This window comes from Leclercia sp. LSNIH1, from assembly GCF_002902985.1.
Taxonomy (GTDB): domain Bacteria; phylum Pseudomonadota; class Gammaproteobacteria; order Enterobacterales; family Enterobacteriaceae; genus Enterobacter.
Map to the genome: position 1 here is coordinate 134,680 of NZ_CP026167.1, position 14,991 is coordinate 149,670.

The window sequence follows — 14,991 nt, forward strand, 5'->3', positions numbered from 1 at the left end:
ACACTCCAGACAACCCTACCCCGTTGAAATTAAAGGAAATATAAAATGTTGCCCGACAATCTGGTTCCGGCCAAGTTTCACATTTCTTCCGTGGAACCAAAACCGCCAGAAGCAGAAAGCAATGCCAATTTCACTAAGGGGAAAAGAACACTCGCTGATTACGCGCCAGATATATTAATTGGCGTTACCCGTACCGGTAACTCCCGCAATATGTTGCTTGAAGAGCACGATCGGCATATTAAAGACCGGTTATTTCGGGTAGTTAAAATCGAGGTGTTCGCCCGGCTGCTGAATGATTTGCAGGCGGAGGGGGAAATAGATGCCCAGGCACTAAGTCAAATATTGGCGGAAAAAACCGATGAGATTAACGAAGCCGGTAATGAAATCTGGTTGAATCTTATTACCTGCGAAAAAAACACGCCTGTGTTTTATACGCTAGAGGATGAATAACGTGAAGGATGTTGATAATAACAACGTTTATTTAGCTTTAGATGACAAAAAAAGCGATGAATTTATCTTAGAGCAAAACCTTGCCGCACTTAAAGAGATTAAAAATGCTGAAATACAAAGAATTGCTAAAGATCTGCTCTCCATTCCGGCGGGCCTGGTGCGTCTGAAATGGCAGAATCGCCGTGAAATTTATCCATTGCAGGTAAAAGAAGAGATCTATGGCGCGACAATAAACGCCATTATGCAACAGCGTCCGGATTTAAAAGAAAAAATACTGGCGCGCCTGGAAACCAATTATCAATATATTCTGGCACGTGAAACCGCGACCCTGCGCGTCACCCGTAAGCTGGCTGATGAAGGCTATCGCACCACCAGCGTGACCACCGTTGCGCTGAATGAAGAGGTACTGGCCGCGAAAGCGGACATCCCACCGCAAAAGCCGTAACCTCTCGCCGAACCCTGCCGTCTCGCCTGTTTCTGCTCAGCCCATTTCTTTTAAGGATTATCCTGAATAATCCTCACAGCCCAGTTGATTCTCCTAAGCTTAAAGTCTGATTAACCCCTCAAGGAGAACACCTATGGCAAACTCTCAGAGCAAAATTCAGGATCCGACAACCCAGTACTACACCGGCGAATATCCCAAGCAGAAACAGCCTGTACCGGGGCTGCAGAGCAAGATGGACCCAGTGCCGGACTGCGGCGAAAAGAGCTATAAAGGCAGCGGCAGACTACAGGATCGTAAGGCACTGGTGACAGGGGGCGATTCCGGGATTGGACGCGCTGCCGCCATCGCTTACGCGCGTGAAGGAGCAGACGTCGCCATTAACTATCTGCCCGCCGAAGAAGAGGATGCCCAGCAGGTTAAGCAGCTTATTGAAGAGGCCGGGCGCAAAGCGGTGCTCATCCCTGGCGACCTGAGCGATGAACAATTTGCCCGCTCGCTGGTACATAAAGCCCATCAGGAGCTGGGTGGGCTGGACGTGCTGGCGCTGGTAGCCGGTAAGCAGGTGGCGGTGGAGAAGATTGCCGATATCACCACCGAGCAGTTTAAGCAGACCTATGCCGTGAACGTGCTGGCTCTGTTCTGGATTACCCAGGAGGCACTGCCGCTGCTGCCCGCCGGGTCGAGCATTATCACCACCTCCTCGATTCAGGCCTATCAGCCGAGCCCGCATCTGCTGGACTATGCTTCCACTAAAGCGGCTATTCTCAACTTCAGCCGCGGGCTGGCGAAACAGGTGGCTGACACCGGCGTGCGCGTCAACGTGGTAGCCCCTGGTCCTATCTGGACGGCGCTGCAAGTCTCCGGCGGTCAGCCTCAGGAGAAGCTCCCGCAGTTTGGTCAGCAGACGCCGATGAAGCGCGCAGGGCAGCCTGCGGAGCTGGCGCCGGTCTATGTCTATCTGGCAAGTCAGGAGTCCAGCTACGTGACCGCAGAAGTGCACGGCGTGTGCGGTGGGGAACATTTAGGCTGATGGTGCAGTGCCGGGTGGCGGCTTCGCCTTACCCGGCCTACGTTTCGCATGCAGGCGCCATCCGGCAAATACAAAAACGGCAACCCGTGGGTTGCCGTTTCTCTTTATTTCGCCGCCGCTTTCTCTTCGCCGACGAGACCAATTTTCAGGTAACCCGCCTGGTGCAGCGTGTCCATTACCTTCATCATGGTTTCGTAATCGACCGTCTTATCGGCGCGGAAGAAGACGGTAGTCTCTTTCTTGCCTTCGGTCAGGGCGTTCAGCGCCGGGATCACCGACTCATCGGTCACCGGATCGTTGCCGAGGAACATAGATTTATCGGCCTTTACAGAGAGATAAATCGGTTTTTCCGGGCGCGGCTGCGGCTGACTGGATGACGCAGGCAGATTCACCTTCACGTCTACGGTCGCCAGCGGCGCCGCCACCATGAAGATAATCAGCAGAACCAGCATAACGTCGATAAACGGCGTCACGTTGATTTCGTGCATTTCGCCGTTATCGTCCAGATTTTCATTAAGACGCATTGCCATGACGAATCAACCTACGTGAAATTTCTGAGCAGAACGAATCGGCTTAGCCGAGCTGGCGCTGAGATCCAGATCGCGGCTTTGCAGGAGCAGAACCTGGGCGGCAACGTCGCCGAGGGTCGCTTTGTAGCTGCCAATCATACGGGCGAAGACGTTATAGATCACGACTGCCGGGATTGCCGCCACCAGACCAATGGCTGTTGCCAGCAGCGCTTCGGCGATGCCGGGCGCCACAACCGCGAGGTTGGTGGTTTGCGTCTGGGCGATGCCGATAAAGCTGTTCATGATGCCCCAGACGGTACCGAACAGACCGACGAACGGCGAAATCGCGCCGATGGTCGCCAGGTAACCGTTACCCCGTCCCATATGACGGCCAACGGCCGCAACGCGACGCTCAAGGCGGAAGCCGGTACGCTCTTTAATCCCTTCGTTGTCTTCACTGCCTGCAGAAAGTTCGAGCTCGTTCTGCGCTTCGTTGATTAACAGGGTGGTCAGGCTCTTCGCCTGGAAGGAGGCGGCCATGTCGCTCGCCTGATTCAGGGTACGGGCTTCGGCCAGCTGCTGCTGCTCGCGCTTAAGGCGGCGTTTATGGGAAAGAAGCTCTACGCTCTTGCTAAAGAAAATAGCCCAGGTGACGACAGACGCCAGAATCAGGCCGATCATGACAATCTTCACCACGATGTCGGCATGATGATACATACCCCAGACGGAGAGGTCCGTCTGCATCAAATTATTACCCACTCGGTATCTCCAGGACGCAAATCACAAAATCTGAGCATAATAATATCAAAACAACGTCGAATTGATAGTAGTTCTCATTAGTATTTACATAGTGCCGTAAATTCGTTTCATTTTCCTTGCGCTTACGCAGGAAAAATTTCCCGGAAACAAATTTTAAAAAATTTTCCGCTGAACCCACTACCGTTAAGGTGACCATTTTTACTTTCGTGATAGTCTGGACGTCCAGACGTATAAAAACAGGTTGCGCAGACATGAAAGAGAAGCATCTTGATACCACCCTTGTCCAGGCGGGACGCAGTAAAAAATATACCCTTGGTTCCGTGAACAGCGTCATCCAGCGCGCCTCGTCGCTGGTGTTTGATACCGTGGAGGCGAAAAAGCACGCCACCCGTAACCGGGCCAACGGTGAACTGTTTTACGGGCGTCGCGGCACGCTGACCCACTTCTCGTTACAGGAAGCGATGTGCGAGCTGGAGGGCGGCGCGGGCTGTGCGCTCTTCCCCTGCGGTGCCGCGGCGGTGGCCAATACCATTCTGGCGTTCGTTGAGCAGGGCGACCATATCCTGATGACCAACACCGCCTACGAGCCAAGCCAGGACTTCTGCACCAAAATCCTCAGCAAGCTGGGGGTCACTACCGACTGGTTCGATCCGCAGATTGGCGCGAACATCGCCGAGCTGATCCAGCCCAACACCCGGATTGTGTTCCTGGAATCACCCGGCTCTATCACCATGGAAGTGCATGATGTGCCAGCCATTGTGCAGGCGGTACGCAGCAAAGCGCCGGACGCTATCATCATGATTGATAACACCTGGGCGGCAGGGGTGCTGTTTAAGGCGCTCGATTTTGGTATCGACATCTCGATTCAGGCGGCGACGAAGTACCTGATTGGCCACTCTGACGGGATGATTGGTACCGCGGTTTCCAACGCCCGCTGCTGGGAGCAGCTGCGCGAGAACGCCTATCTGATGGGCCAGATGGTGGATGCCGACACCGCCTATATGACCAGCCGCGGCTTGCGTACCCTCGGCGTGCGTCTGCGTCAACATCATGAAAGCAGCGTGCAGATTGCACAGTGGCTGGCGCAGCATCCCCAGGTGGCGCAGGTTAACCATCCGGCACTGCCGGGCAGCGTCGGACATGAATTCTGGCAACGTGACTTTACGGGCAGCAGCGGTCTGTTCTCCTTTGTGCTTAATAAACGCCTGAGCAATGACGAGCTCGCCGCTTACCTGGATAACTTCTCGCTGTTCAGCATGGCCTACTCCTGGGGCGGCTTTGAATCGCTGATCCTGCCGAACCAGCCAGAGCAGATTGCGGCCCTGCGTCCCGGCGGCAAAGTGGACTTTACCGGCACCCTGATCCGCCTGCATATCGGCCTGGAAAACGTCGACGATTTGATTGCCGATCTGCAAGCCGGGTTTGCGCGCATTGAATAGCGCAGGGCCACAAACACACTCCGCGGACACTTTTCTCTCCATTAGCTGCAGAAAAGTCTGATTTGTTGCGTCTGCGATCAAAGCCCGCCGACGAAATAGGGAGTACAATAGCCTTATATATGCTGTTCCACAGGAAAGCCCATGGCTGTTATTCAAGATATTATCGCTGCACTCTGGCAACACGACTTTGCAGCGCTGGCGGACCCGCACGTGGTTGGGATTGTCTATTTCGTTATGTTCGCCACATTGTTTCTGGAAAACGGGTTACTGCCCGCCTCCTTTTTACCGGGGGACAGTCTGCTGCTGCTGGCAGGGGCGTTAATCGGTAAAGGGGTGATGGACTTTACCCCCACGATGGTGATCCTCACCTCAGCCGCCAGCCTGGGCTGCTGGCTCAGCTATTTGCAGGGCCGCTGGCTCGGCAATACGCGGGTGGTCAAAAGCTGGCTGGCGCAGCTGCCGCATAAATACCATCAGCGGGCGAACTGCATGTTTGACAGGCATGGCCTGCTGGCGCTGCTGGTCGGGCGTTTTCTGGCCTTTGTGCGTACGCTGCTGCCAACCATGGCTGGCATCTCCGGGCTCTCTAACCGCCGCTTCCAGTTCTTTAACTGGCTGAGCGCGCTGCTGTGGGTCGGGGTCGTGACCACTTTTGGCTATGCGCTGAGTATGATCCCGTTCGTTAAACGCCATGAAGATCAGGTCATGACCTTCCTGATGATCCTGCCTATTTTCCTGCTGGTCGCAGGGCTGGTAGGAACCATCGTGGTGGTGATCCGTAAGAAGTACTGCAACGCCTGAGGCGCTGCTGTCGTTGTAGCCCCGGTAAGCGTAGCGCCTCCGGGGAAAAGCGCCGGGCGGCACTGCGTTTGCCCGGCCTACATGTCAATCACATCCCCTGCATCATCCGCATCCGCGCCGCATCTTCCCCCGGCGTCACGCCAAAGTAGCGCTTGAACTCCCGGCTGAACTGCGAGGCGCTTTCATAGCCTACCCGCAGCGCGGCGGCGCTGGCTTTCATACCATCGTGGATCATCATCATCCGCGCCTTATGCAGGCGGTAGCTCTTGAGATACTGCAGCGGCGAGGTGCTGGTTACCGACTTAAAGTTATGGTGGAACGCCGAGACGCTCATGTTGGCCTCAGCCGCCAGCTGATCCACGCTCAGGTTTTCGGTGTACTGGCTCTCGATGCGTTTCAACACCCGGCCAATCAGGCTGAAATGGGTCTGACGGCTGACCAACGCCAGCAGCGCCCCGCCGCCTGGCCCCAGCAGGATGTGGTAGAGGATTTCACGCACGATCTGCTTACCCAGAATCCGCGCGTCCAGCGGCCGCTCCATCACGTCCAGCAGACGTTCAATGGCGCAGAGGATCTCATCCGTCAGCGTGGCGGAGTTGATGCCGCTCGCCGCCATCGACGGGCGAAACAGTTCGTCCTCGCCAATGTCCATCAGCAGTTCCTGCAGTTGCAGAATATCGATATTTAAGCGAATACCTGCCAGCGGTACCGCCTCTGTCGCGAAAGTTTCACATTCAAAGGGTAAAGGTACTGTCAGGAGCAGATATTCGTTGGGGTCGTAACGAAATACCCGCTCGTTGATGTAGCCAATTTTGTGGCCAGAAAAGAGAAAAATGATACCCGGCTGATACATCACCGGCGTGCGGGCGTAGGGCTGAGTCCCATACAGCAGACGAACATCCGGCAGCAGCGTATCAAGATAATTTTCATTATCTTTCAGTTTCTTAATTTGTTCCGTTAGCTGCTGGCAGACGGCTTCACGTTTCATCTTCTCTCACTCCGGGTACGTTTTCCGACACCTGCAGTGTGCGCATTTTTTCCTGTTTTCTCCAGCACTGTGTAGAAATGGGCAAGACAACGGCAGGAATGTGCATTGAGAGGAGCGCGTGCGCTCGCCACAATGAGCACCATCAGGCAGCCCTCTGTGCCGCCCCGTTTTTTCACCCACCAAAGGGAACGAACAATGAACAATTTTAATCTGCATACCCCAACCCGCATCCTGTTTGGTAAAGGCGCCATCGCCGATCTGCGCGAGCAGATCCCGGCCAACGCCCGCGTCCTGATTACCTATGGCGGCGGTAGCGTGAAGAAGAATGGCGTCCTGGATCAGGTTTACTCCGCGCTGGAAGGCATGGACGTGCGCGAGTTCAGCGGCATTGAGCCAAACCCCTCTTACGAAACGCTGATGAAGGCGGTGAAAATCGCCCGTGACGAGCAGATCACCTTCCTGCTGGCGGTGGGTGGCGGCTCGGTGCTGGACGGCACCAAGTTCATTGCCGCGGCGGCCCATTACGATGAAACCATCGACCCGTGGCACATCCTGCAAACCGGCGGCAGCGACATTAAGAGCGCCATTCCGATGGGCTCCGTACTGACCCTGCCGGCGACCGGCTCCGAATCCAATAAAGGCGCGGTGATCTCACGTAAAACCACCGGCGACAAGCAGGCCTTTATGAACGAGCACGTGCAGCCGGTGTTTGCGGTGCTGGATCCGGTTTACACCTACACCCTGCCGCCGCGTCAGGTGGCGAACGGCGTGGTGGATGCCTTTGTCCACACCGTTGAGCAGTACGTTACTTACCCGGTAAACGCCAAAATTCAGGATCGTTTCGCCGAGGGCATTCTGCTGACCCTGATCGAAGATGGCCCGCTGGCGCTGAAAGAGCCAGAAAACTACGAAGTGCGTGCCAACGTGATGTGGGCTGCGACTCAGGCGCTGAACGGCCTGATTGGTGCCGGCGTGCCGCAAGACTGGGCAACCCACATGCTGGGCCACGAGCTGACGGCGATGCACGGCCTCGATCATGCCCAGACCCTGGCCGTGGTTCTGCCTGCGCTGTGGAATGAAAAACGCGACACCAAGCGTGGCAAGCTGCTGCAGTACGCTGAGCGCGTCTGGGGTATTACTGCCGGTTCTGAAGATGAGCGTATCGATGCGGCTATCGCTGCCACCCGCAACTTCTTCGAGCAGCTGGGTGTTCCGACGCGTCTCTCCGGCTACGGTCTGGACGGCAGTTCCATCCCTGCCCTGCTGGCAAAACTCGAGGAGCACGGCATGACGCAAATCGGGGAACATCATGACATTACTCTCGATGTAAGCCGCCGTATTTACGAGGCCGCTCGCTAACTGATTTTACGCGATTGCCTTCCGTTTTTCGGCATTTAGGCCAGGCTTAATGCACATACGCCACCAGGGGATCACTCCTGGTGGATGTCCAATGAAGGAGGAAAAATGGCAAACCAAACCGTAATCAAGCTTCAGGATGGCAACGTAATGCCCCAGTTGGGGCTCGGCGTATGGAAAGCCGGTAACGACGAGGTCGTCTCCGCCATTCATAAAGCACTGGAAGTCGGCTATCGCTCCATTGATACCGCTGCCGCCTACAAAAATGAGGAGGGCGTCGGCAAGGCCCTTGCCAGCGCTGGCGTACCCCGCGATGAGCTGTTCATTACGACCAAGCTGTGGAACGACGACCAGAAGCGTCCGGCAGAAGCCCTCCAGGAGAGCCTGGACAAGCTGCAGCTCGATTTTGTCGATCTCTATCTGATGCACTGGCCGGTTCCGGCTATCGACCATTACGTCGAGGCCTGGAAAGGGATGATTGAGCTGCAAAAAGCCGGACTGATAAAAAGCATCGGGGTCTGTAACTTCCAGGTTCACCATCTGCAGCGCCTGATCGATGAGACGGGCGTCGCCCCGGTGATCAACCAGATTGAGCTGCACCCGCTGATGCAGCAGCGCCAGCTTCATTCATGGAATGCGACCCACAAAATTCAGACCGAATCCTGGAGCCCGCTGGCTCAGGGCGGCGAAGGGGTCTTCGATCAGAAAATTATCCGCGATCTGGCCGATAAGTATGGCAAAACCCCGGCACAGATTGTTATTCGCTGGCATCTGGACTGCGGTCTGGTGGTGATCCCGAAATCGGTCACCCCGTCGCGCATCGCTGAGAACTTCAACGTGTGGGATTTCCGCCTGGATAAAGATGAACTGGGTGAAATTGCGAAGCTGGATAAAGGCAAGCGTTTAGGCCCGGATCCGGACCAGTTTGGCGGTTAGTAAAAAGCCGGGTGGCGGCTTCGCCTTACCCGGCCTACGTTCAGACTTGTAGGCCCGGTAAGCGCAGCGCCACCGGGCTTTTTTACAGGCTTAACCGGCCTTACGTTTTACACTCTTCTTCGTGCTCGCCCCACCGTTCGAACGCTGATGCACAATTGGCGTGTGCTTGGTCAGGGCCGGACGTGTATTGCGGTTCTGGCGGCGCGCTTCGCGCATCTCTTCAACCGTTGGCGCAGGTACCAGACAGTCGCGGCGTGAGCCAATCAGGTGCTTTTTGCCCATCTCTTCCAGCGCCTGGCGGATCAGCGGCCAGTTTTTCGGATCGTGATAACGCAGCAGGGCTTTATGCAGGCGACGCTGTTTGTCCCCCTTCGGCACCACCACATCCTCACTCTTATAGCCAATCTTACTCAGCGGGTTCTTGCCGGTGTAATACATGGTGGTTGAGTTCGCCAGCGGCGACGGATAGAAGTTCTGCACCTGATCCAGACGGAAGCGACGCTGCTTCAGCCACAGGGCCAGGTTCACCATGTCTTCGTCACGCGTGCCCGGGTGCGCGGAGATAAAGTACGGGATCAGGTACTGCTCTTTCCCGGCCTGCTTCGAATAGGTATCGAACAGCTCTTTAAAGCGATCGTAGCTCCCCATCCCCGGCTTCATCATCTTCGATAATGGCCCCTCTTCGGTATGCTCCGGGGCGATCTTCAGGTAGCCGCCCACATGGTGGGTCGCCAGCTCTTTGATGTAGCGCGGATCTTCCACGGCGATGTCATAACGCACCCCGGAAGCGATGAGGATCTTCTTGATGCCCTTCAGATCGCGGGCACGACGGTACAGGTTGATCGTCGGCTCATGGTTGGTGTCCATATGTTCGCAAATGCTCGGATAGACACAGGAGAGACGACGGCAGGTCTGCTCCGCGCGCGGCGACTTACAGCGCAGCATGTACATGTTGGCGGTTGGGCCACCCAGATCGGAGATGACGCCGGTAAAGCCCGGCACCGTGTCGCGAATGGCTTCGATCTCGTTGACGATAGAGTCTTCAGAGCGGCTCTGAATAATGCGCCCTTCATGCTCGGTGATCGAACAGAAAGAGCAGCCCCCGAAGCAGCCACGCATGATGTTGATCGAGAAGCGGATCATCTCATACGCCGGGATACGGCTGTTGCCGTATGACGGGTGCGGCACGCGCTTGTACGGCAGCGCAAATACGCTGTCCATCTCTTCGGTAGAGAGCGGGATCGCCGGCGGGTTTACCCAGATGTAGCGCTCACCGTGCTTTTGCATCAGCGCACGGGCACAGCCCGGGTTGGTTTCGTGGTGCAGAATACGGGACGCATGCGCGTAGAGCACCTTGTCGCTTTTTACCTTCTCAAAGGATGGCAGCAGCACGTAGGTCTTTTCCCACGGCTTCGGACGCGGCGGCTGCACCACGATGGCTTTTGCTTCGGCTTTCTTCGGCGCAACCGGCTTATTATCCGCACACGGCAGATCTTCGCCGTATGGATGCGGGATCGGATCGATTTTGCCCGGCATATCGATGATACGGGAATCCACCCCTTTCCAGCCCGGCAGCGCCTCTTTCACCATGATGGCGGTGTTACGCACGTCGCGGATGTCGCCCACTGGTTCGCCCTGCGCCAGACGATGCGCCACTTCCACCAGCGGACGCTCGCCGTTGCCGAAGATCAGCATGTCGGCTTTGGAGTCCACCAGCACCGAACGGCGCACGGTATCAGACCAGTAGTCGTAGTGCGCGGTACGGCGCAGGCTCGCTTCGATACCCCCCAGGATAACCGGTACATCTTTCCAGGCCTCTTTGCAGCGCTGGGTGTAGACGAGGGTTGCGCGATCCGGACGCTTGCCCGCCACGTTATCCGCGGTGTAGGCGTCGTCGTGACGCAGCTTGCGGTCGGCGGTGTAGCGGTTGATCATCGAGTCCATGTTGCCCGCGGTAACGCCGAAGAAGAGGTTAGGCTTACCGAGGCGCATAAAATCATCTTTGCTGTTCCAGTCAGGCTGGGCAATGATCCCGACGCGGAAGCCCTGGGCTTCGAGCATGCGACCGCAGATCGCCATACCAAAGCTCGGATGATCGACGTAAGCGTCACCCGTCACCAGGATAATGTCGCAGCTGTCCCAGCCAAGTTGGTCCATCTCTTCACGAGACATCGGCAGGAAAGGCGCCGGTCCAAAGCAGGCCGCCCAGTACTGCGGCCAGGAGAAGAGGTCACGATCCGGCTGGATCAGGGAAATTGCGCTCATAATGCTTCCGAAGAAAAAATAATCAAAGGGCGGCGATTATACGCTGTTCTTCTGCAATAAATGAAGTGGGGAACGCGCCAAAATGGCGCCAGGTTAACGAAACTTCCACAAGCGCTGTAAACAACCTGCTAGAATGCCGCGCGCTGACGAATAACCGCTTTACTACGCAGGATTTTTAGCCCGTTTTTGCTCAGCAAAAACGGCCATGACGGGGAATGACACTTTGCGAGGCAGCCACTCTTCTCAGGTTTCCCAGCTACAGGTTGTGATGCATCTGTGCGGGTTTTTGGTGTTGCTTTATAGCTTCTCGATGCTGCCGCCGATGGCCATCGCGCTGGCAAATAAAGAGCGCAGCTATATCGCCTTTTTGAGCACCTTCGTGACCTTTTTTACCCTCGGTGGCGGCACCTGGCTGATGACCAAACATGCCGGGATCCAGCTGCGCACCCGCGACGGGTTTGTGATTATCGTACTGTTCTGGTTCCTCTTTTCGCTGATTAGCGCCATGCCGCTGTGGATGGATGACGCGCAGAAACTCTCGCTGGCGGATGCGCTTTTTGAAGGGGTATCGGGGATCACCACCACCGGGGCTACGGTGATTGGCGACGTCAGCGCCCTGCCAAAATCGTATCTCTACTATCGCGCGCAGCTCAATTTTATCGGCGGCCTTGGGGTCATCGTGCTGGCGGTGGCGGTGCTGCCGTTTCTCGGCATTGGCGGCATGAAGCTTTATCAGTCTGAAATGCCAGGACCGTTTAAAGAGGAGCGCCTCACTCCCCGGCTGGCGGATACCTCACGCACTCTCTGGCTCACCTATCTGCTGCTGGGGCTAACCTGCACGCTGGCCTACTGGCTTGCGGGGATGTCGTTCTTCGACGCGCTGTGCCACGGGCTCTCAACCGTCTCCCTCGGCGGCTTCTCCACCCGTTCGGAGAGTATCGGTTTTTACGACAGCCATGCCGTGGAGCTGGTCGCCGGGCTGTTCTCCCTGCTCTCCGCTTTCAACTTTACCCTCTGGTATGTGGCCATTACCCGCCGCACGCTGAAGCCGTTTCGCCGTAACCAGGAGCTAAAGTTCTTTCTGATTGCCGCGGCCATCATCATTTTGATCACCGCCTGGCAGGTATGGCATGCAGGGATGTACAACATCCCTGACAGTCTGGTGCATGCCTTTTTTCTTGCCAGCTCGATGATGACCGATAATGGCCTGTCGACCGGGGACTATGCCCAGTGGCCCGCGCACACCATCTTTTTACTGTTACTGGCCAGCTTCTTCGGCGGCTGTATCGGCTCCACCTGCGGCGGGATCAAGGCGCTGCGTTTTCTGATCATGTTCAAACAGTGCCGCCAGGAGCTGCACCAGCTTGGCCATCCACGCGCCCTTTTGCCGGTGCGCATCGGTAAAAGCGTGGTCAACGAGCGCGTACTGCGTTCGGTCTGGAGCTTCTTCTTTCTCTACGTCCTGTTTACCGCCTTTTTTATCTGGGCGCTGAATCTGATGGGGTACGATCTGTTCACCTCCTTCGCCACGGTCGCCGCCTGCATCAACAATATGGGGCTAGGATTCGGTGAAACTGCGTCAACGTTCGGTACGCTGACGGAAGGGGCAAAATACCTGATGTGCGTGGCGATGATTCTGGGGCGTCTGGAGATCTATCCGATACTGATCCTCTGCTCGCGCTTCTTCTGGCGGGCCTAGAAACAACACGCCCGGCAGAGGATGCCGGGCGGGAGAGAATTACGGGGCCGGATTCACCAGCAGCTGCCCCACCGAGCCGCGATCCGCCATCTCCAGTGTCTGGCTGTGGAACAGGAACGGGAAGTGCGGCCAGGAAGGCTGCCCGTAATAGACCAGCAGTTCCACCTGCCCGTCGACCCAGACGGTATCCTTCCAGCCTCTGTCTTCCGGGAACGGCATGGCGCCGTTGACGTTGCGGATAAGGAAACTCACCCCTTCGATATGGAACGACTGCGGCCTGTCGGCGCGCACCGTCCAGCGCTCCCAGGAGCCCTGCTGGGCGGTGATATCGATGCGGTTCACATCCCACAGCTGGCCGTTAATGCCCGGATCGTCGCCAAGGCTGATATCCCGGCTGCGCACCGGCGTACCGCTCAGGATCTCCTCCGACAGCAGGCGCATCGGCAGGGTATCGGTCACCAGCGGCAGCAGGCCGGTTGGACGCAGGGTTAACACCAGCGTCGAAACCAGAATGCTCGACGGCTCAAAGAAACCGCGCAGACGATCAACAATGCCCGCCGCCTCGCCACAGGTGATCGACACCTCTTCGCCGTTGGTCATATCCACCAGGATTTCGCGTCGCTCGCCCGGCGCCAGCGCCAGCTGTTTAACCGACACCGGAGCCGGTAAAAAGCCCTGATCCCCGGCAATGACGTGCAGCGCGCGGCCATCGCTCATCTGCAGTTGATAGCGACGCGAGTTGGAGGCATTCAGCAGACGCAGGCGTACCCAGCCGCGTGACACCTCGACATAGGGGCTTTGCGCGCCGTTGACCAGCAGCGTATCACCCACAAAACCGCCGCTGCCCGGCTCGCTGTACTCCGGCGTACCGAAATTATCCAGCCGCTTGTCCTGAATGATGAGCGGGAAGTCATCCACCCCGTAGTGGTTCGGGATCGGCAGGGATTTACTGACCTCATCCTCTATCAGCCACATCCCGGCCAGACCGTTGTAGACCTGCTGCGCGGTGCGGTTTGGGGTGTTGGCGTGATACCAGAGGGTCGCGGCGCGCTGGCGGACCGGCAGAACCGGTGCCCAGTCGGCGCTTGCGGACATCATGCGCGGCGCACCGCCCAGCAGCGGGCCCGGCACCTGCATCCCGCTGATGGTCATGGCGACATTCTCCGCCAGGCGGTTGCTGTAGATCAGTTTGACGTCATCGCCGCTCCAGACGCGCACCGTCGGGCCGAGGTAGCGTCCGTTGATGCCCCAGACCGAAGCCCGGGTACCCTGAGTGAACGACCAGTGGGCGCGCTGTAGCGTCAGAAACAGCGGCTGCCCGCGGCGGGATTCCAGTAACGGCGGAATGGGCAGCGGCTGCTGCTGCCCGGCGGCGTTTGCCCTCAGCGGAACCGCGCCTGCACAAAGGGCGATCCCCGATGCCTGAATAAACTGACGGCGACTGAGTGACATAATGGCTCCATCTATAAACGCACTAACACACGGGAATTCGTTTTCCCTTTAAACCGGCTTAAACCTTGCCAGCAGCTTCTCGCTCTGCGACTTCTTTATCGAGCTCAGCGATTTTATTCAGCATTAATTCGCGGCAATGTGCCGCCAGCTCGCGTACCTGGTCTTTGCCATATTTACTGACATCGACCGGCGGCAGCATTTCTACGATGACCAGACCGTTACGCAGACGATTCAGGTTTATCTTATTCGATGTGTTGGAAACACACACTGGAATAATCGGTACGCCTGCCGCAATTGCGGCATGAAATGCGCCAGTTTTGAACGGCAGCAGGCCACGACCCCGGCTGCGGGTCCCTTCCGGGAACATCCAGATAGAGATCTTGCGCTTTTTGAAGTGGTTCACCACCTCGGCAATCGTGCCGTGCGCTTTGGCCCGGTTGTTGCGGTCAATCAGCAGGTTGCCGGTGAGCCAGTAGAGCTGGCCGAAGAACGGGATCCACAGCAGGCTTTTCTTGCCCACGGTGACGGTTGGCGGCTGCACGATTTTCGCTGCGGTCACCATATCGTAGTTATTCTGGTGGTTACCGATATAGATAGCATTACCAAATTTCTCTGCCCCTTCCGGCAGACGCGTTTCCACCTTCAGGCCAAACAGCGGCGCCAGACGGGCAAACATGTGGCCAAAGGTGGCAACGTGTTTTGGATTACGCGGGCTGAACAGGCAGTAAACAGAGCCGAAGATACAGACCAGAATGCAGTAGATAACGGCAAGAATGGTTCGAACAATTAATAGCATAGCGACCTCAAAAACCCCTGACAGTTGGCGATTATACTGCAACTGTGAGCGGGTAACTCCTTTGTT

The 14,991-nt window shown here is 56.8% G+C and carries 14 protein-coding genes; 8 read left to right on the top strand and 6 right to left on the bottom strand.

Going from position 1 to position 14,991, the window contains the following annotated elements; all coding sequences use genetic code 11:
• Positions 1-45 precede the first annotated feature (45 nt).
• From C2U54_RS00710 to C2U54_RS00720, 3 genes are all read left to right on the top strand, one after another.
• Entirely contained in the window at positions 46-450 is a 405-nt protein-coding gene (locus C2U54_RS00710) for a hypothetical protein (RefSeq protein WP_103176956.1), read from the top strand.
• Positions 443-895 (top strand): cytoplasmic protein, encoded by a 453-nt coding sequence (locus C2U54_RS00715; RefSeq protein WP_103176957.1) that lies wholly within the window; start codon positions 443-445, stop codon positions 893-895. The genes C2U54_RS00710 and C2U54_RS00715 overlap by 8 nt, the downstream gene beginning before the upstream one ends.
• Before the next feature lie 133 nt (positions 896-1,028).
• Positions 1,029-1,925 carry an SDR family oxidoreductase gene (locus C2U54_RS00720; RefSeq protein WP_103176958.1) on the top strand — a complete coding sequence of 299 codons (897 nt, stop codon included), beginning with the start codon at positions 1,029-1,031 and terminating at the stop codon, positions 1,923-1,925.
• 104 nt (positions 1,926-2,029) lie between these two features.
• Here the strand turns inward: C2U54_RS00720 and exbD are convergent, their stop codons facing one another.
• Positions 2,030-2,455, bottom strand: coding sequence for a TonB system transport protein ExbD (exbD, locus tag C2U54_RS00725; protein WP_103176959.1), 426 nt, complete (start codon positions 2,453-2,455; stop codon positions 2,030-2,032).
• Positions 2,456-2,461: 6 nt separating this feature from the next.
• Positions 2,462-3,193: a tol-pal system-associated acyl-CoA thioesterase gene (exbB, locus tag C2U54_RS00730; protein ID WP_103176960.1), complete on the bottom strand. Its 732-nt coding sequence runs from the start codon at positions 3,191-3,193 to the stop codon at positions 2,462-2,464.
• A gap of 251 nt (positions 3,194-3,444) precedes the next feature.
• Between exbB and metC the strand changes: the two genes are divergently transcribed.
• Entirely contained in the window at positions 3,445-4,632 is a 1,188-nt protein-coding gene (metC, locus tag C2U54_RS00740; RefSeq protein WP_103176961.1) for a cystathionine beta-lyase, read from the top strand.
• A gap of 141 nt (positions 4,633-4,773) precedes the next feature.
• On the top strand, positions 4,774-5,433 hold the full coding sequence (gene yghB, locus C2U54_RS00745) for a DedA family general envelope maintenance protein YghB (protein ID WP_103176962.1): 660 nt from the start codon (positions 4,774-4,776) through the stop codon (positions 5,431-5,433).
• An 88-nt stretch (positions 5,434-5,521) separates the two neighbouring features.
• Here yghB and C2U54_RS00750 read toward each other — a convergent pair whose 3' ends face one another.
• Positions 5,522-6,421: an AraC family transcriptional regulator gene (locus tag C2U54_RS00750; protein ID WP_103176963.1), complete on the bottom strand. Its 900-nt coding sequence runs from the start codon at positions 6,419-6,421 to the stop codon at positions 5,522-5,524.
• A 195-nt stretch (positions 6,422-6,616) separates the two neighbouring features.
• Between C2U54_RS00750 and yqhD the strand changes: the two genes are divergently transcribed.
• Both yqhD and dkgA read left to right on the top strand, forming a co-directional pair.
• Complete coding sequence (gene yqhD, locus C2U54_RS00755) at positions 6,617-7,780, top strand: alcohol dehydrogenase (protein ID WP_103176964.1); 1,164 nt, start codon at positions 6,617-6,619, stop codon at positions 7,778-7,780.
• A gap of 105 nt (positions 7,781-7,885) precedes the next feature.
• Positions 7,886-8,713, top strand: coding sequence for a 2,5-didehydrogluconate reductase DkgA (gene dkgA, locus C2U54_RS00760; protein WP_103176965.1), 828 nt, complete (start codon positions 7,886-7,888; stop codon positions 8,711-8,713).
• Positions 8,714-8,803: 90 nt separating this feature from the next.
• Here the strand turns inward: dkgA and C2U54_RS00765 are convergent, their stop codons facing one another.
• Positions 8,804-10,978 (bottom strand): YgiQ family radical SAM protein, encoded by a 2,175-nt coding sequence (locus C2U54_RS00765; RefSeq protein ID WP_103176966.1) that lies wholly within the window; start codon positions 10,976-10,978, stop codon positions 8,804-8,806.
• 205 nt (positions 10,979-11,183) lie between these two features.
• Between C2U54_RS00765 and C2U54_RS00770 the strand changes: the two genes are divergently transcribed.
• Positions 11,184-12,677 (top strand): TrkH family potassium uptake protein, encoded by a 1,494-nt coding sequence (locus C2U54_RS00770; RefSeq protein WP_197431823.1) that lies wholly within the window; start codon positions 11,184-11,186, stop codon positions 12,675-12,677.
• Positions 12,678-12,716: 39 nt separating this feature from the next.
• On the opposite strand, the gene ftsP is transcribed toward C2U54_RS00770, so the two are convergent.
• On the bottom strand, positions 12,717-14,129 hold the full coding sequence (gene ftsP / locus C2U54_RS00775) for a cell division protein FtsP (RefSeq protein ID WP_103176967.1): 1,413 nt from the start codon (positions 14,127-14,129) through the stop codon (positions 12,717-12,719).
• A gap of 58 nt (positions 14,130-14,187) precedes the next feature.
• A complete protein-coding gene (plsC, locus tag C2U54_RS00780) occupies positions 14,188-14,925 on the bottom strand; it encodes a 1-acylglycerol-3-phosphate O-acyltransferase (protein ID WP_103180982.1) in 738 nt (245 codons plus the stop codon).
• Between the last annotated feature and the right edge of the window lie 66 nt (positions 14,926-14,991).

Coding starts and splice junctions, on each gene's coding strand:
- dkgA (WP_103176965.1), top strand. CDS start 7,886: ATGGCAAACCAAACCGTAATCAAGCTTCAGGATGGCAACGTAATGCCC.
- C2U54_RS00770 (WP_197431823.1), top strand. CDS start 11,184: ATGACGGGGAATGACACTTTGCGAGGCAGCCACTCTTCTCAGGTTTCC.
- C2U54_RS00720 (WP_103176958.1), top strand. CDS start 1,029: ATGGCAAACTCTCAGAGCAAAATTCAGGATCCGACAACCCAGTACTAC.
- metC (WP_103176961.1), top strand. CDS start 3,445: ATGAAAGAGAAGCATCTTGATACCACCCTTGTCCAGGCGGGACGCAGT.
- yqhD (WP_103176964.1), top strand. CDS start 6,617: ATGAACAATTTTAATCTGCATACCCCAACCCGCATCCTGTTTGGTAAA.
- C2U54_RS00750 (WP_103176963.1), bottom strand. CDS start 6,421: ATGAAACGTGAAGCCGTCTGCCAGCAGCTAACGGAACAAATTAAGAAA.
- C2U54_RS00715 (WP_103176957.1), top strand. CDS start 443: ATGAATAACGTGAAGGATGTTGATAATAACAACGTTTATTTAGCTTTA.
- C2U54_RS00710 (WP_103176956.1), top strand. CDS start 46: ATGTTGCCCGACAATCTGGTTCCGGCCAAGTTTCACATTTCTTCCGTG.
- plsC (WP_103180982.1), bottom strand. CDS start 14,925: ATGCTATTAATTGTTCGAACCATTCTTGCCGTTATCTACTGCATTCTG.
- C2U54_RS00765 (WP_103176966.1), bottom strand. CDS start 10,978: ATGAGCGCAATTTCCCTGATCCAGCCGGATCGTGACCTCTTCTCCTGG.
- yghB (WP_103176962.1), top strand. CDS start 4,774: ATGGCTGTTATTCAAGATATTATCGCTGCACTCTGGCAACACGACTTT.
- exbD (WP_103176959.1), bottom strand. CDS start 2,455: ATGGCAATGCGTCTTAATGAAAATCTGGACGATAACGGCGAAATGCAC.
- ftsP (WP_103176967.1), bottom strand. CDS start 14,129: ATGTCACTCAGTCGCCGTCAGTTTATTCAGGCATCGGGGATCGCCCTT.